Origin of the sequence: Prevotella sp. P4-51 (assembly GCF_002251455.1) — a bacterium.
Classification (GTDB): domain Bacteria; phylum Bacteroidota; class Bacteroidia; order Bacteroidales; family Bacteroidaceae; genus Prevotella.
The window spans coordinates 19,636-46,017 of the sequence record NZ_NPJM01000011.1; the positions used below are offsets into that span (position 1 = coordinate 19,636).

Consider the following 26,382-nt stretch of genomic DNA (forward strand, 5'->3'; position numbering starts at 1 on the left):
CAGCCACAAACCAAGCGGGGTATCGATGGATGTCGATACCCCGCTTGGCATATAAGGTTACTTAATCAATGACTATTATATTAATAACTTGAATTCTGTTTTAATTTCTTGTTTAAATCTAAACATCTTTGTGGTATTGGAAAAACCGTTGTAAACCCAGTAAACTCCTTTTCTAATGGAGTTCTTTGATCATATGCCTTGGTATATTCGCCAAAACGGATGAGATCTTGACGTCTCCAACCTTCCCAAACCAATTCCAGCAGACGCTCCTTTAAAATGTTGTCCAAATTAGCTTCCACATGAGGCATTCCAACTCGATCTCTTATAGCGTTCAGCTCCCTTGAACCGTCCTCGCCATTGCGTACTTTCGCCTCGGCTTCCATCAACAGTGCGTCACCATATCTGAAAAGGACGATGTCGTTGTCAACCTGCCGTCCGTCCGAATAGGCGGTTCGGTCAACCTCGTATTTGCCCACACGGGCACCTGCCGTCTGTTTATATGGACTGTCACTGAGGTTCAGCTTCAGTTCTAACGGCATATACACCAATGGTTTTCCGTTGTCTAGATATATCTTCTTTCCATCAACAAGCACGGTGTCAGCATAGAAGTTTGTCTTGAATCTATTGTCAACATGGTCCGTTCCGTAACCGAAAGCCTTGACGGTTGAGACTGTTGCACATGTTCCGTTTTCGGAAGAACCACCATAAGCCCCGCCATGTTTGTAGTGGCGTGAGCGGAAAAGATAGTGATATTCATTCAAATATAGGTTCTTGTCCAACGGAATGGTAAAAATATTCTCCTTTGAACTTTCGTTGTGAACAGCGAAGTTTGAAGCGTAATCACCTTCTAATTCATAGCCTTCTTGCCTTAATTGGTCGCAATACCAGATACATGTTTCCCAAGCGTTCTTCTTCTCGCCATTCACATTGAAGTAAATGCTTTTCCCATCCTGTCGCTTGCCGTCGGTCCAATTGTCATCCGTATATATTTCCGCATTCAAGGCAAGTTTTGCAAGCAGGAAGTTTACGACCGGGCGTGTCACACGTCCGTAATAGTCACCCTCCTTGTTGGAATGCTCGTCGGCAAGCTGTGGGGCAACATCCTGCAACTCGTCAACAATAAACTTGAATACCTCGCTTCTTTCGCTTTGCACCACTTGCTCCAGTTTCACATCGTATGATGCCACAATAGGAACACGGCCGAACATATCCATCGCATAATAGTAGAACAAGGCTCGTACAGCTCTTACCTCTGCCGTGAAATTTCTTGTCTGTTCTGCTGAAAGCAGAGTCTTATGGCTATCAATGATAGAAAGCGACTGGTTAGATATAACTATTACCTTGAAGAGGTATTTCCATACATTATATAAGTTAATATCATTGGCATTCCACTTGTGCTGGTACATGTTCTCCCACAAACCGCCATCATACCAGTCTCCTCCACGAATCGGAATCATAGCCTCATCGGTAGTCAAAGTATTGTAGTCGTAAATACCCCGGCAAGTTCCTTGAAGCCCTTCAGACTCCTGATTGCTCCCTATGTAGTTGTACAGGGAAGCTACTGCGTTTTTGTATATATTATCTGCATTATTGTAGATTGCCTCCTGGTCCAGTTGGTCTTTGGGATGCTCATCAAGACAGCTACTGAAGCAAAGCATTAGCGGTACTGCTAATATGTATTTAATAATCGTCTTCATGCTCTTTTCTTTTTAAAATTGTACACTCAATCCCAATGAGTAAGTACGGTATAATGGATAGTTGCGTTTGTCGTCAATACCCATCGTGCTGTTAACAACATAGCTGTTTATCATTGGGGTCAAACCTCTATAGCCTGTGATTGTTCCAAGGTTGCTAATGTTGCATGATACACGCAAGGAACGTACAAACTTGCTTTTCAAAGGTACATTATATCCTAATGTCAAGTGTTCAAAGTTCAGATAATCGCCTTTTTCGAGCCAATAGTCTGAGACTCTCTGGTCTACGATGTTCTTCTTTGGAGCATCCTTCAAGACATTGTAGTCCGGGAAGCACGCCATACTTGTGTAAGCCAGTCCTGTTCCGTTGAAGATCTTGTGCCCGAATGCACCGTTCATCTGCAACGCGACATAGATGTCCTTGTATCTGAAACTAATATTTGAACCAAGAGTCACCTTTGGTGTGGCTTGTCCGGCAATGTATCAGTCGCCACCATCGCTCAAGTCAACCTTACCGTTGTGATCAAGGTCCTCAATGTCATAAAAATAACTGCCATTCTCATTCTTGACGAGTCCCTTGCAATGTGGCAGGTAGAAAACGCCAAGCGGCTGTCCTACTATCTGATAGACCACATTGTTGTCGCCACCGTTCTGTCCTGCACCGTCCAGTGAACCAATGGCGGTGACGTTCGCTGCCGTCATGCTCATACCCTTGTAATCTCCGCTCAGAGAGATAAGTTTGTTACTTTGGAACGACAGATTCATATTGATGTTCAGTTCCATGTCTTTCTTGCTTATGGGCTGTACAGACAAGCCAAGCTCCAATCCGCGATTGGACATGGAACCGATGTTTGCCAGCAATGTGTTATAAGCGAATGGTGGAACGGGAACCTCGTAGGCATAGAGCATGTCGGAGGTTTTTGAATAGTAGTACTCTGCCGTGAGCATAATGCGGTTGGCAAAGAAACCGAAGTCAGCACCGATGTTGAAGGTGGTCTTTGTTTCCCACCTCAAGTCAGGATTGTTGTTTCTCACCATTCCGAGTGTCACTGTTGGAGAGCTCTTTACAGGTACTATACCCGTCTGTCTTACGGTGTTCATGGTTGTGTAGGCAGAGATACCGCCAAGGTTGCCAGCCTGTCCCAAGCCTGTACGGAGCTTGAGCATGGACAACGGCTTCACGTTGGCAAGAAAATTCTCCTTCTTCATATCCCAAGTGAATGATACGGACGGGAAAAATCCCCATGTATTGTCGTCGCCAACCATTGAAGAACCGTCACCACGTGCATTAACCGACAGCAAGTAGCGGTCAAGCAAAGAGTAGGTGACACTTCCCATCACGGAAGCCAAGGACTGATCTTCGTATGTACTTTCTGTACCGCCATAAGGTCGGACTGCGGTAGCGCCCAGATTGTTGTAACCGAAATCATTTGTCGGAATGCCCTTGGCATACATCCAAAAGGCTGTCTTTGTCAATTTTCGGTATTCGCTGCTTGCCTCTGCGGATATTCTGTGTATGCCTATCTGCTTGTTGAAACTGAGGGCCACATTGCCCAGCCATTCCTCCTTCTTGAACTCGCCACGGTACACGTTGCCCTGTGCCCATACCCATGTAGGGCAAAACATTCCGTTTTCCGTAGAACCATACAGATATGATGCGAATGTGGAAATGCGCCAGTTTGGATTGAAGTCATAGCTCAGCTTTATGTGTGCGTCAAAATTCAAATCCCTGGAGTCGTTTTTCTCGTCAAGCACTATGCCAGGAGGGTTGATGTGGGTGGCTGACTCGTTCTTCAGCCAGTTCCCGTTCTCGTCAGTTCCCGCTGGCAATGTCGGATTTTGGCAGGCTGCAGAATAGAAGAGCATCTGTGTGTCAAAAATGTCATGGTTCTTGAATGACGAGCCGAACACACCGAAGTCTCCCGTAAGTCTGTCGTTGAAGGCTTTCTGGGTTACATCAACTTTGGCAACAAAAACATTATAATCCATCTTCTTGATGATGGTGTTGTGGTCCATCACTCCGAAAGACGCACGATAGTTAGACTGTGGCGTACCTCCGCTGAATGCAAGGTAATGATTGTTCACCATACCCGTGCGTGTTATCACCTTATAATTATCGGTATTGAAACCTCCGTTGTTGCAAAATATTCCCAAAGCCTTTGCCGTGGCTACATATTCCTCCGCATCAAGCATATTAAGGTGCTTATACATCCGCTCGAAGCCAACATTACCCTCATACGAGATTTGAAATCCTCGTCCTGTGCCTTTCTTGGTCTTTACCTCTATGACACCTGAAGCTCCTCGTGAGCCGTACATGGCAGTCTCGGTAGCATTCTTCAAGATGCGGAAACTCTCAATGTCGGCAGGATAGATTGTAGAAAGTGTAAACACATCGGATGTGACACCGTCAATCAGTACCAAAGGGTCGTTACCTCCGATAATGGAGGTTGTACCACGTACTCGCACACTATTGAGCATAGCCATACGATCCAGACCGTTGGATGTCACATTGACACCAGCAGCCTGACCACTCAACACGTCGAGGGCGTTGTTGGCAGCACCCTTGTTGGAATGATTTCCAACTATCTTTATTATATTACTTTCATTGGCAATGGTATCTTTCCGTTCTATAGGAACTTGCTTTTGTGCATGAGCCAAAGAACTGCAAAAGAGCAATAGAAGAAGTAATGTGGTTTTTTTGCCATTTGACATTTTCTATTTCTATTATTTAGGTTAAGGATGATTTCCAAGAAACAAAGATAAGGCGCAACGCATGAAAAAAAGTATAAAGACTCCATTATTTATGCTTTATTAACGATAGAAACCATTAATAGTCGCATTATCTTTTGTTAATTACATGGTGTCAGTACAAAACAAGAAACTGAGGCTGTTACTCTTATGTAAAGAGAATGTAATTAGCACTAAGTTTATGCATTTATTGGATTTTTCCCTTATTTTACTGATACTCTGCATTACAAGTTCTGCAACTTCAAGAGACGATGATTGTACTGAGAGAATACGTTGAGCTCTAAAGTGTAAGTGTTCTACATCTCGTTGGCAGTTTCATTCTCATGCCAAGAGTGCGCGCCGGCATCTTTCATTTGGAGAGTTATACTATAGTGAGTCCACGAAAGACACTTTGTGGTTTTCTTGTCAGTGATAGAAAAATGTTTTCATAGTGGTTATGCAAGTCTACATAATCAATAACACTGCGGTTGTCTACTGTTTCTCTCCGTTTACGACTGCATTGGTCATATCTGAGCCACCGCAGATGACACACGGCGCAGGGCGTGGTACGAAGTCCGAGAGTATGACTCCGTTTCTCTTGAGATGCGTCTGGGAGAGGGGCTTTTAGGAGCCACTCTCCCAGCAATAATTCTAAATCGGAGGCAACCGGCACAAAGCTGATAGGCAGGGAGATGCCACGGGAAGACCCTATCCCAATCTTTCTAAAGCGGGAGCAAGTCTATACCTATACATTATATTATATAGAGGTCACTCACACTTCCCTTGCCCACACCCAGAGGCAGACCGCTAACTGCCGCCGGCACCCCAGCCTTCCGTGGGAGCAACATTGGCAGGACGGGAGTCACTGTCGGGGCCCAGCTTCAGGAAGAACTGATGGTTGAGGCTGCACATGTGCTTGTAGCCCTTGGCATCGTCAAAGCCAAAGAAGCCCTGCAGGAAGTAGACGGGCGTACAGCCACCGGCATCAAAGGTTCCGCTGCTGACTTCACGCATGGCAACGCCATCGGAACGCCTCAGCGTAGCACGGTTTTCCACTCTGAGTCCCGACACGCTGTAGGGAAGCAGCCTGCTCACCACAAACTGCGTATTGCCTTTATCGTCCTTGGAGAGCTTTACCTCGACCATCACATGGGCGTCATAGCCGTCGATGTCAGAATAGAGGATGTAGCGCACCACCTCATCGCCCTCGTCATTCTTGGCCTGCATCAGAGGCTCCACACCCACCGGCAGAGGCTGCACTTTGAAATGACAGGTGTCGGTCAGCGTTATGCCTTTCTTCCTCCACTCTTCAGGACCAGAGCCACCGGTGGTGTTCTTGAGCTGCGCTTCGCTGAGCAGCACCTCCGTACGCTTCACATACCGGCGTATGTCGTCCTGAGTCAGCCCACGCGCCTTGAAGTGGTCATAGCTCACGGCATAATGCTGCGACAGGCGTGCCAGCGAGTCATACTGCTGCTGGGTCACCTTGTTCTTCAACCACTCGGGTGGCAAGTCGCCCTTCTTCGTATACGGATTATACACCAACACTTTGGGCGTCTGCCCAAACGCCAGACATGCCACCATCAGGAGGATGCCGGTCATCAAACACTTTCTCATAGGCAAATACATTGGATGTTACACATTGGGAAAACTCTCTCTTGATAGATTACAGCCCAAAGATAGGGAAAATGGAAGATACGGAGCAAGTCTTTTCCGTTAAAAATCAATACCGTTAATCGTTTTTAACCATCGCCCCCTCCGCCCGCCATCAACAGCAAGGGCCATCCGCTGGTGTGGATGGCCCTTGTCGTTATTTATAGTGTCACACGGTTACACACCGCCATGCTTGCGGCTCAGTTGATACTGGCAGAAACCGTAGGTGAAAACCACTACAAAGCTGATGAGAGGCAGCACAAACGAGGCGTTGACGGCGGGAAGACCCATCACCACGCCCCGGTCTATGATCATACCCTGGAGCGGAGGCATGATGGCTCCGCCCACGATGGCCATCACCAGGAAGGCAGCACCCAGACTGGCGTCTTCGGCATTGACATTCTCCAGGGCTATACCATAGATGGTGGGGAACATGAGCGACATGAATACGCTGATGCCTACCAGCGAGTAGAGGCCCACGATGTCCTGGATGAAGATGGTGCAGAGCGTGCAGAGGGCGGCGCCGGTGGCAAAGATAGCCAGCAGCAGACGGGTGTTGACATAGCGCATCAGGAAGGTGCTGATAAATCGTCCGCTGAGGAAGAGTACCATCGCCACGATGTTGTAGGTCTGCGCCGTAGCCTTGTTGATGCCCAGACGGTCGGCATACTGGATGATAAAGGTCCACACCATAATCTGCGCAGCCACATAAAACATCTGTGTGACCACGCCGGCCATGTAGGGCTTGTTGTCCAGCAGCCGGCGCATGGTGTCGCCCACGCGGGCATGCTCACCTGTGCTCTCCGTGCGTGGCATCCGCGTGAGGGCAAAGACCATCAGCATGATGAGCACCACCAGCCCGATAGCCACATAGGGGTCGCGTATCACCACCAGGTCGTGCAGACGTATGCCAGACTTCTCTGCCTCGGTGAGGGTCGGGAAGATGATGGCACCGGCGGCGTCGCGACGGTCAGACCACAGGTGGGGCAGCACGATAAACGACGCCACGCCCATGCCCATGAGCGAACCGAGGGGGTTGAACGCCTGCGCCAGATTCAGACGGCGTGTCGATGTCTCCTTGCTGCCCAGCGAGAGCACAAAGGGATTGGCCGTGGTCTCCAGAAACGCCAGTCCGAAGGTAAGCACATAGAGCGAGATGCAGAAGAAGGAGAACTCCTGATACGCCGCAGCCGGTATAAACAGGAATGCGCCCAACGCGTAGAGTGCCAGACCCAGCATGATGCCGCTCTTGTAGCTGTAGCGGCGTATGAAGAGCGCCGCAGGCACCGCCATGGTGGCATAGCCGCCATAGAAGGCAAACTGCACAAGCGACGCCTCGCTGGCCTTGAGCTCCATCACCGTCTGGAAGGCTGCCACCATGGGGTTGGTGATATCATTGGCAAATCCCCAGAGGGCAAAGAGGGTGGTCAGGAGCACGAAGGGCAAGAGATACTTCTTCTCCACTAATCGAGGTTTGTTCATTGCTTCAATTTCTATTACACGATTAAAACGACAGAGAGAGGGGAGCCGCCACCGGCACCGTGGCCGTTACAGACCAGATGCCCCACGGCGTCTCTCCTCTCTCTATGATTGTCTACTTATTGTTCATTGACCCATTATTTGTACACAGGACCGAAGTTCTGGCAGGCGCGATAGTCGGCACCCTCCTTGTCCATACCGAAGGCATTCCATGCCGATGGGCGGAACACCTGGTCGTCGGCCACGTTGTGCATACATACGGGGATGCGCAGGATAGAGGCGAGGGTGATGATGTCGGCACCGATGTGGCCATAGGCGATGGCACCATGGTTGGCGCCCCAGTTGTTCATCACTGAGTATACATCCTTGAAGGCGTCGCGCGAAGCGTCGAGGCGTGGCACAAACCATGTGGTAGGCCAGGTCTTGTCGGTGCGCTTGTTGAGGATGTCATGGATTTCGGGGTCGAGGTCTACGCTCCAACCCTCGGCGAGCTGGATGACGGGACCCAAGCCCTTGACTCTGTTCACGCGTATCATGGTCATAGGCATACCACCACGGGTGAGGAAGTTGCTTGAATAGCCACCGCCACGGAAGTAGTCGCGGCAGGCAGGATACCATGTCGTGGCCTTGAGGCAAGCCTCAACATCTTCCTGGGTCATCTCCCAGTGATGCTTCATGGTGGGGTTACCCTCGGCGTCGGTCATCGCACCAGTGGCGTCGAGCGTCGTGGCACCCGAGTTGATGAGGTGGATGAAACCGCCGGCAGCCAGACCGGTGGCTTCCTTGCCGGTGACGCGCTTCACAGCCTCGGGGCTCCAGTAGGTACGGATGTCAGAGAACATCACGCCCTTGTTGGTAAGCAGATGACCGAAGAGCATAGCCACGCCGTTGAGCGAGTCGTTCTCGGTGGCCAGCACGTTGGCCTCGCGTGTGCCGTTCCAGTCAAACGAGGTACACATCAGCGACTCGGGGAAGTCAAAGTTGGGGATATAGTCGGTCCACTGGCGCTGGCCCTGCACACCGGCAGCGATGGCGTTGTGGCCCAGACTCTCCTCCTTGAAGCCCAGCTCCTCGAGACGAGGGTTGCCGTGCATCAGGTCGTTGATGATAAGCATATTCTTTACGGTGAACTCCCAGTCCTTGTCCTTCTGCTCGCGGGTCTTGGCCTTGCCTATCTCCTCGTTGTAGTCGTGGCCCTCATTGGCCTTGCAGTACTTCTCGGTCCAAGCCATGGCCTTCTTGTACTCCTCGGGGTCATAGATACCCTCGTCCACACGGCGCAGGATTTCGACCAGGTCCACATACTCGGTACGCATGCCGAGATAGTCCTGGAAGAAGTCGGCGTCGACGATACTTCCGGCAATACCCATACAGGTGTTACCCATGCTCAGATAGCTCTTGCCGCGCATCGTAGCCACAGCCTGTGCGGCGCGGGCAAAGCGCAGTATCTTTTCTGCCACGTCGGCAGGGATAGTGTTGTCGTCGAGGTCCTGCACATCATGGCCGTAGATGCCGAAAGCAGGCAGACCCTTCTGGGCATGGGCAGCCAGAACGGCAGCCAGATACACGGCGCCGGGGCGCTCGGTACCGTTGAAGCCCCAGACAGCCTTGGGATAGTGGGGGTTCATATCCATGGTCTCCGAACCATAGCACCAGCATGAGGTGACGGTGATGGTACTGCCCACACCCTCGCGCTCAAACTTCTCGGCACAAGCGGCGCTCTCAGCCACACGACCTATGGTGCTGTCGGCGATGACACACTCTACTGGCGAACCGTCGCCATTCTTAAGATTAGTCGAAATGAGATCAGCCACAGCCTGAGCCAGGGCCATAGTCTTGTCTTCAAGACTCTCGCGAACGCCACCCTGACGGCCGTCGATGGTGGGGCGGATTCCAATTTTAGGATACTTCATGGTTTTTATGTATTATAATGTTAAACGATTTACCGGTCTTTAGCAGAGAGACCATCGACGCTACCACCCTCGGTGACACGGCAATGGCTACTCTTGTGTAGATGGAAACAAAAGTAGCCATTTTTTTTGTCTTTCATACCCTTTTTAATGTTAAAAGAACAAAATACCGACGCCGAGGGTATCGGGAGCGGTGACAGTGAGCATGCCCTATAATTCTAAAGTGCATCTATTGACGCATAACTAATGAACGTTCCGCCACAAATCAACTTGGTCACTCACTACTGACTAAGTAAAGTGACTAAGTCAAAGCTCTCTTGTATTTTTGACTACGACTATTAGATTTCTCAGGAACAGTCATAACCAAGAAGCCACCCTCTAAAAGCGGATCAATATAGCGATGCTTCATATTGTATCTGTGTTTAAGTCCAATATGCTCCATGATTTCAATCATACTACGCGGAGTAGAACAGAAATCGATAATGTCATTAAGCGTGTCATTTAACTTAGTCACCGACTTGGTCACTTTTTCTTCATCAGTGACCAAGTTAAGCGACAAAGAAGGTCTGGCACGGCGGCAGACCGTCGCTCCAGCGACCCGCAACAAAGGCGATGCGCCATATATGCAGTGGCAACAGTTACCACGCTGCATATATGGCGCATCTGGTTAAATGTAATTCTCGGGGAAGGGTCAAGGCTGGCTCTCGCCCTCAACATAGGTCTCCATAAACATGTGCTCGCCATCAAAGACGGCATAGGTAAACTGCCATATCCAGTCGCCGAGTATCATGAGGCGGGTCTTGCGCGAGAGCATCAGGTCGAGCTCGATGTGGCGGTGGCCGAACATGAAGTAGTCTATATCCTTGTGGGTGGCGAGGTAGTCCTTGGCATAGCGCACGAGATACTCGCGGTCTTCACCCATATACGGGGGCTCGTGGCCGTCGGCTCGCTTGAGTCGGCTGTGCTTGGCCCAGTTGAGCCCGAGCCACATGCCCCAGCGCGGATGCATCATATTGAGCAGCCGCTGGCACAGAGGGCTGTGGAAAACGCGTCTCAGGAAGCGGTATTTGGGGTCTGGGTCGCCCAGACCGTCGCCATGGGCCATGTAGAAGACGCTGTCGTAAATCTCGGTGGTCATAGGCGACTTGTGGACCTTGACGCCACACTCCTGCTCGAGGTAGCCGTAGGTCCAGAGGTCGTGGTTGCCGGTGAAGTAGTGTATCTCTACGCCGCTGTCGGTGAGTTCGGAGAGCTTGCCGAGAAATCGGGTGTAGCCCTTGGGCACCACGTAGCGGTACTCGTTCCAGAAATCAAACATATCGCCCAAGAGATAGATGGCAGCGGCCTTGTCCTTGATGCTGTCAAGAAACCGCACCAGCCTGCGCTCTTGCATACGGGCGTGGGGGATGGCGAGCGAGCCCAGGTGGGCATCGGAGAGGAAATAGACGTTCTTCATAACCATTCCGTTTTAATCGAAGCCGAGCTCTACCCTCGCCTCCTCGCTCATCATGCTTTGGTCCCAAGCGGGGTCGAAGACCAGATTGACATTGGCGGTCTTGACCTGGTCGAGGCTCTCGACCTTGGTGCGCACGTCTTCGAGGATGAAGTCGGCGGCGGGGCACGAGGGGGCGGTGAAGGTCATGTCGAGGTCTACGGTGTAGTCGTCCTTGACATCTATCTTGTATATCATGCCGAGGTTCCAGATGTCTACGGGTATCTCGGGGTCGTACACGGTCTTGAGCACCTCCACGATGCGCTCCTCTATTTGGGTTTTCTCTTCTTGTGTCATAGCTGTGAATTGATTGATACGACAAAATTAGTGGAAAAGGCCCAAAGGACAAAACTTTTCAGCTTGTTTTTTCGGCAGCGGCGTCAGCGGGCGGGCTCTACATAGCAGTAGGGGCGCAGGGCGTGGGCCCGGAGTCCGTAGCTGTCGTCGGCCTGGACCTCGATGACATGGGCACCCTTACACTGAGCCTCGCTGAGGGGCAGCGACCATATCTGGGGCGAAGAGAGATGGCGGATGGGGTTGCGGCGGCTGTAGGGGGTGGGATAACCCTTGGAGAGGTTCTGCTCGCGCACACGGGCAGCATTGGGGTCGAGCACGTCGGCACGCTGGCAGAGCGTCCAGGCGCCACCATCGACGCGACAGCGCACGCGGGTGGAGTCGCAGCCGCCCCATACGGTGATGAGGGCCTGGCGGGGAGCCACATCGCGGAGGTCGCGCAGACGGTGGTCAAGGCTGTCTATGCCCACGACATGCACCGTCATCTGCCGGTGGTCGTCGAGGCCCACGCCCTTGCAGCGGAAGGTGTAGCGGGGACCGTCGAAGTCGAGCACGAAGTAGTTGCGGGGAGTGCCGCCCTGCTGGAGTGCCATAGGCACGCCTTCCCAGTCGCGCTCGCCGACCCACCAGAAACCGCAGGTGGCGCCGACGCCCAACTCGGGAATGGTGCGGCCGTCGTAGCGATGGAAGTCGCGCATCACGCGGTGGAGATGGGCGGTGAGGGCCAGCACGGGGCGCGCTCCCACGGCGGCGAAGAGCTCGTCGCGGTTGCGGGTCACGGCGAGGGGGATGTGCATCACCAGCACTACCAGGCGTGAAGGGCTGACATGGGCGAGGTCTTCACGCACAAACTGGAGCTGGCTCTCGCTCACACGGCCCTCATAGCCACGGGCGCCACGGCCATAGACATTGTTGAGCACGATGAAGTGCACGTCGCCCTCGTTGAAGGCATAGACCGGCGAGCCGAAGGAGGCGCTGTAGGTGGCGGTCTGCCGCCAGAGCAGGCTGTCGGCGTCACGGTCGTGATTGCCCACCACGGTATAGGAGCGCGAGGGCAACTGGGCTATCATGCGCTGCAGGTGGGGATAGAGGGCGAGGTTGTTGTTGACCAGGTCACCAAGGAAAATATTGACATCGGTGCTGTCCTTGGTCATGAGCTCGGGCAGGATGGTGCGCGAGGCAAACTCCAGCTCCTGGGAGTTGCCTACCTGGATGTCGCCGATAGCGTTGAGTCTGAAGCGCTGTCTCACGGGCTTGGTGACGAGGGCGAAGTCGTGGCGGGAGCCGGCAACGGCGGGATAGACGAAGGCACTGTTGACCAGGCGGTGGCCCTGCATGGTGTAGCCGGCAGGCAGGATGGGAAAGAGGCTGCTCCCCTCGCCCACCTCGATGCGGTAACGGCCCTTGGCGTCGGTGGTGACCACACGGCAGCCGTCGGAGACGGGAATACCGGCAAGCAGCGTCTCACCACGGTCGTAGCGCCCGTTGCCATTGGCGTCTATAAACACTCTGCCCCCGGCAGTGGGCTGAGCCGCAGCCTCCACTACCGAGAGCACGAGTATCAATAAGGTTGAAAAAGTCTTTGTCATTCGGTACGTAATGTATGCAAGTGATTGCTGTTGGTAAAGGTGACATAGCCCACACCGTCGGAGGTAAACTTGAGGTTAAGTCCAGAAGCGTCCAGGTCGGCGAGCTTGGCAGGATTGCTCCACTGGCGGGTGTCGGGGTCAAGATACATCATGTAGGGGAAGCCCTGGTCGAGCGTGTTGGTATAGACCACATAGGGCGTGCCGTTGGGGGCTGTGTCGAGGGCCACCTCGGTATGACGGTCGGGGGTGAAGCCGAGGGGCAGCACGTTGCCGCCGAGGGTGAGCCAGGCGTCCTGAGTCTTGTCATAATACTTGACGCGCACGCCGAGCTGTCCGCTGGCGTCGTCCATAGTCCAGATGTAGGGGGTGCCGTCGGCGGTCACGGTGACGCCTATCATGGCGATGTTGTTGGTGGCATTGCCGGGCTCGAGATAGTTGACAATCATCGGTGTCCACTCTCCGCCCTGGTATCGCAGCACGTTGTAGCCATAGTTGACGCCATTGACAGCGCCGCGGTTGATGCTGATGACATAGGCAGCGTCCTTGCCGCCAGCCACATTGGCCATATACACCTGGTTGGTGATGGCGCCGGGCACCTGACTGTTCCATGCGCCGTCCTTGTAGTTGGACACGACGAGGGTACGGTTGGGATAGTCGGCCTTGGAAGAGTTGTTGACCTGGGCGCCCACAAGCTCGCCGTCGAGGGCACAGAAGCCCACATAGTTGGACACTGCCTTGAGCAGGCCCTTGTCAGTGCCTACAAACTCCCAGTCGCTGCCGTTATACTTCATCACGCTCATACCGTTCTTGAGCACGGTGGCCTGCTGGTCGGCATAAGCCACATAGAGTGTGCCGTCGGGGGCGATGTCGAAGTCGAAGTAAGAAGAGTTGACAGTGTGGCCGAAACCTTCGCCGCCCACGGCTGTCCACTCGCCGTCGTCGCCCAGGGTGAGCACGGTGCTGTGGTTGGCAGCGGTGGCAGAGTTGCCGGCACGGGTCTTGAAGCCGATGTAGGGCTTCTGGTCTACGGGGCTAATCTTGAGCACGGGGTTGCCGTAGGTGGTGATGCCTGCCACCTGGGCAGTCTCAACCCAGCGGAGCGAAGCCTTGGTGACGGTGACCTCGCAGCGGCGGCTCACGTTGCCACGGGTGAGGATGTAGTCGATGGGCTGGCTGAAGTCGTTGGCGGTGGTCTGGCTTACCTGCTCGGCGCCACCCACCTTGACGGTGGTGCCCTCGCTGGTGGTGAAGCGTGCCACGAGGTTGTCCTTCTCTACCGTGGGAGGCAGCGCCACGCTTACGGTCTGGGTGGCGGCGCCACCTGTTTGGTCGGCAGTGAGCTCTACCACATAGTCGGAGCCAAGCACACCGGGATTGTCGGCCTTGTAGAAACCGAAGCTGAGCATCGCGGGGGCGTTGACATCATTATATACATAATTGTTGCTGTCTGTACAGGCGGCGGGGACAAGCATCACCACCAGCAGCGCTATGATATATCCTAAGTGTTTCATATCAGTTCTTTTTTTCGATTACAAGTTGTTTCTGGAGACCATCGGGACCGGGAACTCCCAAATGGAGGTTCTGGCTGTTGCCGGTGAGACGGATGGTGAGGGTATTGTCCTTGGTCTCATCGACGGGATGGGCAAGCCACTTGATACGGATGGGCATGTCGTAGATGCCGGGCTCGAAGGTGAGCTGGTTGCCGGTGGTGACGAGTTCGTAGTCGACACCTTCCTGCAGACCGTCGCCCACCACAATCTCGTAGTTGACCACGAGGGCGGTGGTGAGCATCTTGCTGCTTACCGACACCACGTAGGTATTGATATTGTTGACATTGGAGAGCACCACCGTCTGTGAAGCGCCGGTAGTGGTTGTCACCTTGACGAAGGGCATATCAAAGCCTTCGAACTCTTCTTTCTGGCAGCCGCACAGGGCGACGAGAGCCAGGAGCATTACTATGATTTTCTTCATGACGTTTCTACTTGTTTACAGTGGGGTTGGGCTTCATGTTCTCATTAGCGTCGAGCTCATACTGAGGGATGGGCAGCACAAAGAGGTCGTTGGGGTAAGCGAGCGAGCGCACGGTAGAGTTGGTGTTGTGCTCGCGCACGAGGTTCTGCTTCCAGCGGGTGATGTCGAAGAAGTTGTGGCCCTCGAAGCATAGCTCCTTGACGCGCTCGCGCTGCACGAGGGCGAGCAGGTCGCCATCGGCGGTGGCGTCGAGCACCTGGGCAGCCTTCTCGGCACCCACATTGCGCTCAAGCAGCTGGCGCAGATACTGGCGGGCATCGCCCTGCTTGCCGCTGATGTGGCAGGCAGCCTCAGCCGCATTGAGCACCATCTCGGAGAGACGGAAGACGATGGGGTCTTCGCGCTTGGGCTGATTGTCGGGGATGGTGGTGGCGGTGTACTTGACACACTGCTTCACGCCGTCCTTGTGGATGAGCTGCAGGCGCAGGTCGGCAGCGTCGTAGAGCGAGAGCAGCGTGTCGGCGGGCAGACACTCGCTGGCATAGAACTCCTTCTGGCGGCCGGTGAGGTCGGCACCGCTCAGGCGCAGGATGGCCTCGCCGCGGGTGCTCAGGTTGTCATACATATTGACATAGTCGGCACCCTGCGCCAGACTCTCGCCGTTGAGGGCGAGCTGGGCATACCTGAGGGCGTTGTCCCAGTCTTCCATATAGAGATAGACGCGCGAGTACATGGCATTGACAGCCTGGAGCGACACGTAGTGTACATCGGCGGCGTGACTGTCGCTGAGCAGGGCGGCAGCCTTGCCGAGGTCTTCGAGGATGAAGGCGTAGATGTCCTTGACCGAACTGCGGCCGAGGATGTCGTTGGGGCCGAGGGGACGGTCTACCTTGGGCACGCCCAGATGAGAGGCATCGGCGGTGTAGTTGTAGGGCTGGCCGTAGACACGCACGAGGTCAAAGTGGCAGAGGGCGCGCAGCACGAGGGCCTGGCCCAGGATGTTGTCGATGGCATCTTTCTGGGTGGGATAGTCGGCAGCCACGGCAGGGGCATACTTGATGATGTTGTTGGCATTGGCCATAGCCTCGCCGATGCGGTACCAGATATAGTAAGAGGTGGTAGCCGACACGGGATTGGGCACATAGTTGTACTGGTCGAGCATGGACGATCCGGAGGAGAGGTTGAGCGAAGTCATATTGCCTGCTACCTCGGGATACTTCAAGAACTCGTTGTCGTAGCTGTTGTAGTACTGGGTGTAGGCACCCAACAGACCGGCACGCAGACCGCGTGGGTCGGAAAGGAACGACGGTATGGTGGCCTTGCCCTTCTCATCGACGGTCAGGAAGCCGTCGCACGAGGTGAGCAGAGTGACCATCGCTAAAGCGACATATATAATAGTTTTCTTCATTGTGATACTGGGTTTAGAATCCGACATTGAGTGACAGGGTGAAGGTGCGCTCGAGCGGATAGCCGCTCATGAGCGTCTTGTAGGAGTTGTGGTCGCTGCCTGAGTAGGGGCTGTAGGCCAACAGGTTGTCGGCGATGAGCGATACCGAGGCATTGGAGAGTTTCCAGCCATTGACGAGGCTGCGGGGCAGCTGGTAGGTGAACACCACGTTCTGCAGGCGCACCAGATCCTTCTTGTAGAGATAGCGCGTAGAGGTGCGCGACGAACCGGTAGAGACGCCCGCCTGAGGACGGGTGTTCATGGCGATGTCGCCGGGATTGCGCCAGTAGTTGCGCTGCTCGATGGCCTGGTTGTAGCTCAGCACATTGTAACCGTCGGAGTTCATGATGCTGGCAAACGAACTGTAGGCGTAGCCGCCAAACTGGTAGTTGAGCAGGAAGCGGAGCGAGAAGTTCTTGTAGCTGAGGGTGTTGGTCATACCGCCGGTGACGGTGGGATTGGCACTCTTGCCACGCACGCGGTTGTTGGTGCTGTCATAGACCTTGGTGATGTTGCCGTTGGCATCGTACCACATGGGGCTGCCGTCGAGGGGGTCTACACCTGCCCAGCGCACCATGTAGTAGGTCTTGGTGTCCTGTCCCTCTATCCAGGAGATTTCGCCGAAGTTGACCTGGGTGCCGTTGTACGACTTGGTGAGACGGTTCTGGTTGTGGGCGAGGTTGAAGTCGGTGGTCCAGGCAAAGTCGCCGTCCTTCTTGGGCACGAAGTTGCGGGTGGTGAGGTTGATCTCGATACCCTTGTTGACGATCTCGCCCACATTGCGGTAGGCACGGGTGTCGCCGGTAAGGAGCGAGATGGGCAGACGGCTCAGGAGGTTCTTGGTCTGGTTGTGGTAATACTCGATTTCAAAGTCGATGCGGTTAAGCACAGCCAGGCGCAGACCGAGGTTGGTCATATAGGTGGTCTCCCAGCTCAGACGGCTGTTGGGGATAGTGCCGAGCACACCGCCGAGCTCGCCGTTGTAGGAGTAGGAGCTGCTGTAGACGTAGGTACCCTGCGACTCCTGAGAGCCGAGGCGTGAGTTACCGTTGGCACCATAGCTGGCCTTGAGCTTGAGGACGTTGACCCATGGGATGTTGAAGAACTTCTCGTTGTGCACGTTCCACGAAGCGCCGACAGAGGCGAAGTTGGCCCAGCGCACATCGCTGCCAAACTGGGAGTTACCGTCCTTACGGGCGTTGACAGTGAGGTAGTAGCGGTGGTCGTAGGAGTAAGTGGCCTGACCCAGCAGCGACACCTTGCGTCGACGGCTGCTCGAGTTGTAGCCCTTGGTGGTGTTGGCCTGGCTCACGTCGCGGATATTGTCGTTGATGAAACCCGAACCGGTGACATACATAGTGGTGTAGTCGCGCGAACCGGCCTCAAAACCGGCGAGGGCTGACACGGAGTGACGGCCGAAGGTGCGGTTGAAGTTGAGACGGTGGATGGTATTCCAGTTGGTGATGTCTACGGATGAGCGGCGGGCATAGCCGATGGGCGTGCCGTCGGAGTCCATACCGGTCCAGTTCTTCTGCGAACTGTAGGTCTCTTCGAGGGTGCTGTTGTAGTCGTAGGCAAACTGGCCTGTATAGGTGAGGCCCTTGAGGATTTCATACTTGAGCGTGAAGTTGGAACGCAGGTACCAGGTCTTCTGGTTGTTGTCGTTCTGCTCGCGCTCGAGGACTGAGTTGCTGATGAAGCGCTTCTTGGTGAAGTGGGGAGTGCCGTCGGCGTTGAGACCGTCGACCTCCATATTGTAGAGGCGCAGAGTGCCGTCGGCATTGTAGGGCGAATAGATGGGCAGCAGCTCATAATACTCGCGGCCGAGGGCGAAGAGGTCGTTGTTGTTGTAAGAGGCTGAGATGTCGACACCCACCTTGAGGCGCTTGTTGAGCTTGAGGTTGATGTTGGTGGCGAGCGACAGACGCTGCTGGGTATTGCCCTTGACGGTCTTGTCGTTCTGGTAGTACTGGCCCGAGACGTAGTAGTCTGACTTCTGGTTGCCGCCGCTTACACCCACATTGGTAAGGAAGGTGGTACCGGTGTCGTAGAAGACGTCGCGCCAATCGGTATCGGTGGTGGAGTACTGGTTGAGCTCATTGTCCTGGAAGGGGAAGGTGCGCATGTCCTTGCCCGAGTTGGCGTAGGCTTCGCGAGCCAGCGAGAGCCACTCCTTGGCGCCAAGCACCTTGGGGGCAGTGCTCTCGTCGATATGGGCGATGCCATACTGGGTATTGACGGTAATGCGCATCTTGCCCTGACGGCCCTTCTTGGTGGTGACGAGGATTACGCCATTGGCTCCGTCGGCACCGTAGATAGAGGTGGCGGTGGCGTCCTTGAGCACGGTCACAGAGGCGATGTCTTCGGGGTTGAGGAATGACAGCGGACTCACGGTATAACTGGTACCGGGCATCAGGTTGGTGCGGTCGCCGGTGTACATGGGCGTGCCGTCGACAACCCAGAGGGGCTCGTTGGAGGCGTTGAGCGAAGCCTCACCGCGCACACGAACCTCGTAGCGGGTACGGGGGCTGCCGGGGTCGGCGGTATTGGGGTCTATCTTGACACCGGGGATGAGTCCGTCGAGCATCACGTCGAGGCGCTGCTGGGGCAAGCCCTTGAGCTGGTCGGCGTTGACCTGGTAGGCACTACCCACGAGGTCGCTGCGCTTCTGGGCGGTACCATAGGCGCCGATTACCACCACATCCTGCAGAGCGGTGGCGTCTTCCTTCATCATCACACGCGCCACGCTGCCCTTGACAGGGATGGTCTGCGACACCATACCGATATAGGTAAAGACGAGAGTACGCCCGCTACCCGCCTTGAGACGGATGGTGTAGCGGCCTTCGAGGTCGGTGATGGTCTTGTTCTGGGTGCCACGCTGCAGCACGGTAACGCCGGCAAGCGGCTCGCCATTCTGGTCGGTCACGATACCCGAGATGGAATTGTTGCCATCCTGGTCGGTGCCTGTCTCCATGCCTGTGGGCGACGCCATCGATACCGACGGGTATGCCAGAGCAAGCATGAGAAGCAAGAATAAATAAACAATCTTCTTCATAACATTATATAAACTGAATTCGACTTGGACCATACACCGACGCTCGTCGATGCAGGGTCATACATTAATTGTGCTAAGTGTCACGACGCCATGTCCCCAGCAGCGGGGATGACGATGGTGGTCAGGGACCATGTGCCCATAGGCAGCTGCACGGTCATATACTGGTCACGATACTTGACATTGACCTGGCGGGGCCACTTGTAGTGTCCGCCGCCGATAACGATGACATGGCTGCCATCGGGATTGCGGAAAGCCAGTACGTTGTATTTTCGCATATGGGCGTCTTTCTCGCCCGCCATCCTTACCCAGTGCTCGGCCTGGGTGGGGGTTATGTCGAGGACCCGGGCACCACGGCTCACGTAAGGGCCGATATGGCGCAGCACCGTCCACATACAGTCGGGCGTGAGGGCGCCGGTGGAACTGTCGACGGTGACAAGGCCGCCACAGCCGAAGGGACCGATATTGGGGGTGCCGTTTTCGTCGAGCAGGAGGTTCCAGCCACTGAACGAACTGCAACCGCAGTTGAAGGCGTCGAAGACCATGTCGGTCCACCACTTCTCGTCGCGCACGTCGCGCTCATTGATGGCGGGCCCGCGTTCGGTGAGATGGAACTTGAGGTCGGGATAACGCTCACGCACAGCCAGTATCTCGCGGGCATTGCCCGTGTACGGGTGCCATGCCACAGCGCCGGTATGCTCCAGCACGCCCGGGGCGGCGAGGGTCTGCAAGACTCTGTCGGCATAGTCGTAGTCGTGGTCGAGCATCCATATCTGGGGAGTGAGACCATAGCGGGCAAAGGCGTCGGGGAGCAGGCGGGAGATGAGCTTGGCCTCCTGCGCAGCCGACACGAGGGTGGCTACGCTCAAGCCCTGCTGGTCGGTCATAGGTTCGTTCTGCACGGTGATGGCATCGACCCTGACGCCGGCGGCACGATAGGCGTTGAGATAGCTGGCCCAGTAGTTGGCAAAGGCGGGAAGCCAGCGGTCGAGCAGGCTGCCGCCATACATGAGCCCCGAGTCCTTCATCCACCCCGGTGCACTCCACATCGAGGAGAAGGTGAAGATGTCGGGGCGCAGCCGCTGCACCTCTCTGATGACGGGTATCATGTAGATGGCGTCGCGGCCGATACTGAAGTGGCGCATGCGCTCGTCGCCGGCATGGTCGTCATAGTTGTAGGGCTGGGTGGCATAGTCGCTCGAACCGCAGTTGAGGCGTATCATCGACATATTGAGCCCGTCGGCGGTGAAGACCATACGCAACAGGCTGTCGCGACGGGCTTGGGGCAACTGCGAGAGGTGCCAGCACGACGCGTCGGTAAGGCTTATGCCCAGCCCGTCGTAGGTCTGCATGACCTGGGCGTTGTCCAGGTCTATGTAGAACTGGTTGGCACGGCGATGGGAGGTGAAGGGGTTGCTCGGCCGGGTGTGGATAGGCTTTCCCTCTGACGACTGGTAGAGGCTGAAGACTATCTCGCCCTTCGTGGGAACATAACTTGAAGGGTTCTGGGCTGTAGCCGTAAGACCGAAACAGCAAGCGGCAAGAAAAGCGATGCACCTACAGCCTCGGCGAAGCGCCAACAATCCTGTGCGAGGTGTCTCACCGCGCATCTGGACGGGCCTCGGCCAACGGTTACTGTTACTCTCGGGTAGCTTTTCCATATGCCTGTAGTTGCTATTGACCATGCAAAGATACATAATTTCACGCACTTTTATGATTTTTTGTTAGATTTTCGCCGTTTTTATGTACATTTCTTGATTATTTATCGACTTTTCATACAAAAAGTGTGAATTCGGGCGCCGACGATGACCCTTGTCGGAAGCAGGGCGGGCACGCGCGATACGGGCGGGGTCGCCGCGGGCTGCGCCGGGATGGTCTGAATCTATATTTCAAGGCACGAAACGGATAATGCACGATGCGAAACCAGCATTGCACGACGCGAAATGATGGTTTCAAGTCTCGCAAAAAACATGAAGATGACTGCAAAACAGAAGGAGATACTCTTAAATAATGTAAAAACAACGGTTTATAGGATATCTTTTTCTAATTTTGTAAGAATTACAATCCAAAGAGAACTGTTTATCCGTAATAGAACACACATGTACACTCTGAGACTACTGATTATAATCTTTCTCATGACTGCCAGCAACCTGTATGCGCAGCAACGCGAGGACGACAAGGCCAACAGCGTGATTATGAGCAGCCAGGCCAACCGACTCATCGAGAGGGGGGAGTATGAAGAGGCGCTGAAGCTGCTTCAGAAAGCCGAGAAGACGTATGCGGCAAACAACGACACGCTGACAGCGAGCTTCATCGTAGTGTTTCTGGCTCCTCAATTTGAGTGTTACCGCATGATGAAGCGTTACGAGGAAGCCACCTACATAAGCTACCGCATCATGATGATTAACCGCAAGAAGGCAACACGGTCGGAAATTCAGCCCAACAATAGGGAGACGCGACAAAGAAAGACCGAAGCGGTGACGAAAGCACCGGTAAAGGCGGCAGAGGACGAGGGCGACAACTACGACATCGACTATGTGCTCGCCGTGGCTTGTGCGCTGGCGCTCATCTACGCTGTGATGGTCACAGGCTTCCTCTCGTACTACATACACAGGGCCCGCCGCAAGGACAAGGCGCAGATGCAGATACTGGGACGACTGCAGCGCTACAAGCGACTGCTCTACGGCTATGAGAGAGGTGAACTGGTGGAAGCGCCACGCGACCAGTCGGCTGTGCAACTGTGGCTGATGCGCCCGGGGTCGACAGAAGAAGACCATCTGTTTGCCCAGATTATGAAGGCTATCGTGGAAAAGAAAATGTATCTGAACCCCAACCTCTCGCGCGAAGACATAATCAAAGAGGTCTATGTGCCCAAAAACAAGTTTGCCAACCTGTTCAAGACTTACGTACACACCAATTTCAAGAACTATATCAACTCTCTGCGCATAGATGCAGCCATCGAACTGATGCAACTGCACCCTGACTACACGATAGAGGCGATATCGCAGGAGTGCGGAATGGCAAGCGTGCAGACCTTCTACCGTGTATTCGGTGAGCAGACGGGCATGTCGCCGAGTGAATACAGAATTAACCTGCAGAGCGAGGCCGACGGGGGGGGGTAAAAACCGCCCCTAAGAAAAGGAAAGACAACAGCCAGTACCACCAGTGGTCTCCGGCGGAGGACTGAAGCGACAAGCGGCTGGAGCCTCAACGACAGCAAAACTTACGAAAAGAATATGGGGGATGACATCCTCGCCAGAAAAGGCGGTTTGTCATCCCCCATACTTGTATGGTGACGGTGGCTAAGGGCGGGAAAGACGGTAGACGACAGCCGAGACGGGGCCCATAACGATGCGGTCGGTGGTGGCGCCGCGCTTGTACTTGACCTTGCCGCTCTGGGCGATGGCCTCGACTGGCGCCGAGAGCGTGGGGATGGAGGCGCTCACGCTGGCGGCAGAGGGGTTGACGGCGACGATGCAGACATCGTCGGCTGTGGAGCGGCGGTAGACCATGGGGTAAGGGCGCATCTTGTCGCTGAGCAGCGTCCAGCCAGCCTCATTGGCCAGCGCGGGCACATCGCGGCGCAGACGAAGCAGATGGCGCACGTAGTGGAGCAGCGAGCGGGGGTCGGCCTCCTGGGCTCTGACGGTGAGGAGGCCGCCATCGGTAGAGACAGGCAGATAGAGGCTGTCGACGGCGCAGGTGGAGAAGCCGGCAGTGGGGCCTGGCTCCCACTGCATGGGGGTGCGGCTGCCGGCACGGTCGGTGGCTCCCTCGACATCGGGGGCGTCGGGCTGGTAGCGCATGCCTATCTCGTCGCCATAGTAGACAAAAGGTATGCCGGGCATGGTGAGCAGGAAGGTCATGGCCACGCGCAGCTGGTCGGGGGTATTGCGGCTGCCGGCACGGAGGCGCTGGAAGTCGTGGTTGGCGGTGGGCAGACCGATATAGCCACGGTCGCGGGTGAGGCGGTAGCACTCGGAGAAATTGTCGATAAACTGGTCGATGCGCCCACGGCCGTTGCGGTTGAAGTAACTGTACTCAAAGGGCGAACGGCTGCCGGCAGGGGTGTCGCGGTCGAAGAAGAGAGAGGGGTAACCGGGGCGGTTGAAGTGCATGAAGAAGTCGACATCGAAGCCAGCGGGGATGGACATGGCGGGGTTGGCCCACTCGGCGATGAGGGCGCAATGGGGGTAGTGGCTGTCGCGCCACTGCCGCATCTCCTGCCACAACTGGCGGATGGCAGAGCGGTCGGGGTCGTTCTTGACGAGCGACGACGCCATGTCGACACGGAACCCGTCGATTCCCTTGTCAAACCAGAACGCCATGATGTTGCGCAGCTCGCGGCGCACAGCCTGCGGACCGGGCGCGGTGACGGCCTGCTCCCAGGGTCGGGAGGGGTCGGGATGGGCGTAGCCATAGTTGAGGGCGGGCTGGCACTCAAAGTAATTCTTCATATAGTAGCGGGCACGGGGATAGGGGCTCTCGACATAGTGGCCACGGGTGTCGCTGGCGGGATGGGCAGAAGCATGGCGGAGGCGTATCTGCTCGCGCTCGTCGGCAGAGATGGAGTCGGGCCAGATGTAGTAATCGCTGTAGCGGCTGTTGGGGTCGGCGGTGGCCGACTCGACAAACCACCAGCAGCGGTCGGAGGGGTGGCCGGCTACCAGGTCAAGGCACACGCGCAGGCCGCGCTTGTGGGCTTCGTCGATGAGACGCACCATGTCACTGTTGGTACCGAATCGGGGGTCTATACGGTAAAAGTCGATGATGTCGTAGCCACCATCAAACCACCCGGACTCATAGACAGGATTGAGCCAAAGGGCATTGACGCCAAGAGACTGGATGTAATCGAGGCGGGAGATGATGCCGGGCAGGTCGCCGATGCCGTTGCCGTCGCTATCCTGGAAGGAAGAAGGGTATATCTGATAGAAAATGGCGCGTGAAAGCCATTCGGGGCCCTTGGCGGATGGCTGGGCCTGGACGCCGGAGGCTGCAAGAAATGCCGCCAGCAGGATGGGGAGAAACTGTCGTTTCATGGAAGAAGGATAAAGCAAGCCAGAGCGGGGCTGGGAGCCTCTGCCCTGACGCTGCATGTCGCTGAGCAGGGCGAGGGCACGGTTTTCGGCGGCTTCCATCAGCTCGCGCTCGCCGGGACCCTTGTCATCGATGCCACAGAGGTGGAGGATGCCATGGATGATGACACGGTGGAGCTCGTCGTCGTAGGTCTTGCCGAAGAGTTCGGCATTGGAGCGCACGGTGTCGAGGCTGATGACAATGTCGCCGTTGATGACGTCGTCTTCATCGTAGTCGAAGGTGATGACATCGGTATAATAGTTGTGACCGAGGTACTCATTGTTGACCTCGAGTATCTTCTCGTCGTCAACAAACATATATCCCACCTCGCCCACACGACGTCCGTGGCTGGCAGCTACGGCCCTGATCCAGGCATTGGTGGCGCGCTTCTTTATGGCGGGCATGCGCACGCCCTCTACATTGTATGTAATCATTGCTTATGGGGAATAAAAGAGTCTGTAGGATAACCGAAATGCTCGAGTTCGCGCACGGCGCTCGACGAGATGCTGTCCATACCGGGCTCGGCATAGAGCAGGAGGGTCTCGATGTGGCCGATGCGGCGGTTGAGGTCGGCCTGCTGGCGCTCATACTCGAAGTCGGCGACAGAGCGCACGCCGCGGAGGATACACGAGGCGCCCACGCTATGGGCGAGCTCGACGGTGAGACCGGTGTAGGTGACTACCTCGACACGGGGGTCGTCGGCATAGAGGCGCTCGATGGCCTCACGGCGCTCCTGGGCGCTGAGCCGGGTCTGCTTGCGCTCATTGACGCCCACACCGATGACGATGCGGTCGAAGAGGGGCAAGGCGCGCGTCACCACTGAGTGGTGGCCGATGGTGAAGGGGTCGAAAGTGCCTGTGAATAGTGCTGTCTTCATTGTCCGAACAAGTCTTGCATGAGGGGTTCGCCACCCAGAGGGTTGCGGCCCAGATGCTGGTAAGCTAATGGGGTGGCTACGCGGCCACGGGGAGTACGCTTGATGAATCCCTCCATGATGAGGAAGGGCTCGTAGACCTCCTCGACGGTGCCCATGTCTTCGCCGATGGCGGTGGCGATGGTGGAGAGTCCCACGGGTCCGCCGCGGAACTTGTCGATGATGGTGAGGAGTATCTTGTTGTCAATCTCGTCGAGACCATACTGGTCGATGTTGAGCGCACTGAGGGCAAAGCGGGTAATCTCGGTGGTGATGCGTCCGTTGCCCTTGACCTGGGCGAAGTCGCGCACACGCCGCAGCAGGGCGTTGGCGATACGGGGCGTTCCGCGCGAGCGTCGGCTGATCTCCAGGGCGGCATCGTCGTCGATGGGCACACGCAGGATGCCTGCCGAGCGGCTGATGATGCGCTTCAGGGTCTCGGGGTCGTAATACTCCAGGTGGGCGTTGATGCCAAAGCGGGCTCGCAGCGGGGCGGTGAGCATGCCGCTGCGGGTGGTGGCTCCCACGAGGGTGAAGGGATTGAGGTCTATCTGTATGGAGCGGGCTGAGGGACCCTTGTCTATCATGATGTCGATGCGGTAGTCTTCCATCGCCGAGTACAGATACTCCTCGACCACGGGTGAAAGGCGGTGAATCTCGTCGATAAAGAGCACATCGTTGGGTTCGAGAGAGGTGAGTATGCCGGCAAGGTCGCCTGGCTTGTCGAGCACGGGGCCGCTGGTAATCTTGAATCCCACTCCCAACTCATTGGCGATGATGTTGCTCAGCGTGGTCTTACCCAGTCCGGGAGGGCCGTGCAAGAGGGTGTGGTCGAGGGGCTCGCCGCGGTACTTGGCTGCCTCGACAAAAACTTCAAGGTTCTCGACTACCTTCTTCTGGCCCGAGAAATCGCCGAAGCGAAGTGGTCGGAGCGCGTTCTCGAACTCCTTCTCAGAAGAAGACATCGACTCCTCCCGTATATCAAAATCGTCTCTCAATGTATAGTCTTATTAATAATTAATAATGTATGGTGCAAAGTTAGTGCAAGTCGAGCGAAATACAAAATAAACTCGTTTATTTTTATT

The 26,382-nt window shown here is 55.4% G+C and carries 17 protein-coding genes and 2 pseudogenes; 1 reads left to right on the top strand and 18 read right to left on the bottom strand.

What is annotated here, in order from left to right; all coding sequences use genetic code 11:
• Positions 1-80: 80 nt before the first annotated feature.
• From CIK94_RS01075 to CIK94_RS01140, 14 genes and pseudogenes are all read right to left on the bottom strand, one after another.
• Positions 81-1,697 carry a RagB/SusD family nutrient uptake outer membrane protein gene (locus CIK94_RS01075; protein WP_094420810.1) on the bottom strand — a complete coding sequence of 539 codons (1,617 nt, stop codon included), beginning with the start codon at positions 1,695-1,697 and terminating at the stop codon, positions 81-83.
• Positions 1,698-1,709: 12 nt separating this feature from the next.
• A pseudogene (locus CIK94_RS01080) lies at positions 1,710-4,406 on the bottom strand (SusC/RagA family TonB-linked outer membrane protein).
• An 822-nt stretch (positions 4,407-5,228) separates the two neighbouring features.
• Positions 5,229-6,038, bottom strand: a complete 810-nt coding sequence (locus CIK94_RS01085; RefSeq protein WP_144008238.1) for a hypothetical protein — start codon at positions 6,036-6,038, stop codon at positions 5,229-5,231.
• A gap of 213 nt (positions 6,039-6,251) precedes the next feature.
• Entirely contained in the window at positions 6,252-7,556 is a 1,305-nt protein-coding gene (gene fucP, locus CIK94_RS01090) for an L-fucose:H+ symporter permease (protein WP_094389214.1), read from the bottom strand.
• Positions 7,557-7,690: 134 nt separating this feature from the next.
• The gene (fucI, locus tag CIK94_RS01095) at positions 7,691-9,466 is read right to left on the bottom strand and encodes an L-fucose isomerase (RefSeq protein WP_094387610.1); all 1,776 of its coding nucleotides are present in this window, start codon (positions 9,464-9,466) and stop codon (positions 7,691-7,693) included.
• Between the two features lie 298 nt (positions 9,467-9,764).
• The gene (locus CIK94_RS01100; RefSeq protein WP_216821923.1) at positions 9,765-10,115 is read right to left on the bottom strand and encodes a Fic family protein; all 351 of its coding nucleotides are present in this window, start codon (positions 10,113-10,115) and stop codon (positions 9,765-9,767) included.
• Between the two features lie 39 nt (positions 10,116-10,154).
• Positions 10,155-10,919, bottom strand: a complete 765-nt coding sequence (locus CIK94_RS01105) for a UDP-2,3-diacylglucosamine diphosphatase (protein ID WP_022310111.1) — start codon at positions 10,917-10,919, stop codon at positions 10,155-10,157.
• A gap of 12 nt (positions 10,920-10,931) precedes the next feature.
• Entirely contained in the window at positions 10,932-11,252 is a 321-nt protein-coding gene (locus CIK94_RS01110) for a metal-sulfur cluster assembly factor (RefSeq protein ID WP_094387609.1), read from the bottom strand.
• Between the two features lie 83 nt (positions 11,253-11,335).
• On the bottom strand, positions 11,336-12,838 hold the full coding sequence (locus CIK94_RS01115) for a calcineurin-like phosphoesterase C-terminal domain-containing protein (protein WP_094420812.1): 1,503 nt from the start codon (positions 12,836-12,838) through the stop codon (positions 11,336-11,338).
• A complete protein-coding gene (locus CIK94_RS01120) occupies positions 12,835-14,349 on the bottom strand; it encodes a hypothetical protein (protein ID WP_094420814.1) in 1,515 nt (504 codons plus the stop codon). Before CIK94_RS01120 ends, CIK94_RS01115 begins: the two co-directional genes overlap by 4 nt.
• A 1-nt stretch (position 14,350) precedes the next feature.
• Entirely contained in the window at positions 14,351-14,809 is a 459-nt protein-coding gene (locus CIK94_RS01125) for a Calx-beta domain-containing protein (protein ID WP_022310115.1), read from the bottom strand.
• Positions 14,810-14,816: 7 nt separating this feature from the next.
• Positions 14,817-16,217 carry a RagB/SusD family nutrient uptake outer membrane protein gene (locus CIK94_RS01130; RefSeq protein ID WP_094420816.1) on the bottom strand — a complete coding sequence of 467 codons (1,401 nt, stop codon included), beginning with the start codon at positions 16,215-16,217 and terminating at the stop codon, positions 14,817-14,819.
• Positions 16,218-16,230: 13 nt separating this feature from the next.
• Positions 16,231-19,311: a SusC/RagA family TonB-linked outer membrane protein gene (locus CIK94_RS01135; protein ID WP_094389218.1), complete on the bottom strand. Its 3,081-nt coding sequence runs from the start codon at positions 19,309-19,311 to the stop codon at positions 16,231-16,233.
• An 80-nt stretch (positions 19,312-19,391) separates the two neighbouring features.
• Complete coding sequence (locus CIK94_RS01140) at positions 19,392-20,969, bottom strand: hypothetical protein (protein WP_158215071.1); 1,578 nt, start codon at positions 20,967-20,969, stop codon at positions 19,392-19,394.
• A 438-nt stretch (positions 20,970-21,407) separates the two neighbouring features.
• On the opposite strand from CIK94_RS01140, the gene CIK94_RS01145 reads away from it, so the two are divergent.
• Positions 21,408-22,430 (top strand): helix-turn-helix transcriptional regulator, encoded by a 1,023-nt coding sequence (locus CIK94_RS01145; RefSeq protein ID WP_158216489.1) that lies wholly within the window; start codon positions 21,408-21,410, stop codon positions 22,428-22,430.
• 180 nt (positions 22,431-22,610) lie between these two features.
• On the opposite strand, the gene CIK94_RS01150 is transcribed toward CIK94_RS01145, so the two are convergent.
• The 4 genes and pseudogenes from CIK94_RS01150 to ruvB all read right to left on the bottom strand — a co-directional run bounded on the left by CIK94_RS01150 (position 22,611) and on the right by ruvB (position 26,295).
• Positions 22,611-24,347, bottom strand: a complete 1,737-nt coding sequence (locus CIK94_RS01150; protein ID WP_173845652.1) for an alpha-amylase family glycosyl hydrolase — start codon at positions 24,345-24,347, stop codon at positions 22,611-22,613.
• A 51-nt stretch (positions 24,348-24,398) separates the two neighbouring features.
• Positions 24,399-24,818 (bottom strand): annotated as a pseudogene (ybeY, locus tag CIK94_RS14530) (rRNA maturation RNase YbeY); the annotation flags it as partial.
• Entirely contained in the window at positions 24,815-25,261 is a 447-nt protein-coding gene (coaD, locus tag CIK94_RS01155; RefSeq protein ID WP_022311210.1) for a pantetheine-phosphate adenylyltransferase, read from the bottom strand. The pseudogene ybeY and the gene coaD, both read right to left, overlap by 4 nt.
• Positions 25,258-26,295: a Holliday junction branch migration DNA helicase RuvB gene (gene ruvB, locus CIK94_RS01160; RefSeq protein WP_022311211.1), complete on the bottom strand. Its 1,038-nt coding sequence runs from the start codon at positions 26,293-26,295 to the stop codon at positions 25,258-25,260. Before ruvB ends, coaD begins: the two co-directional genes overlap by 4 nt.
• Positions 26,296-26,382: the final 87 nt, after the last annotated feature.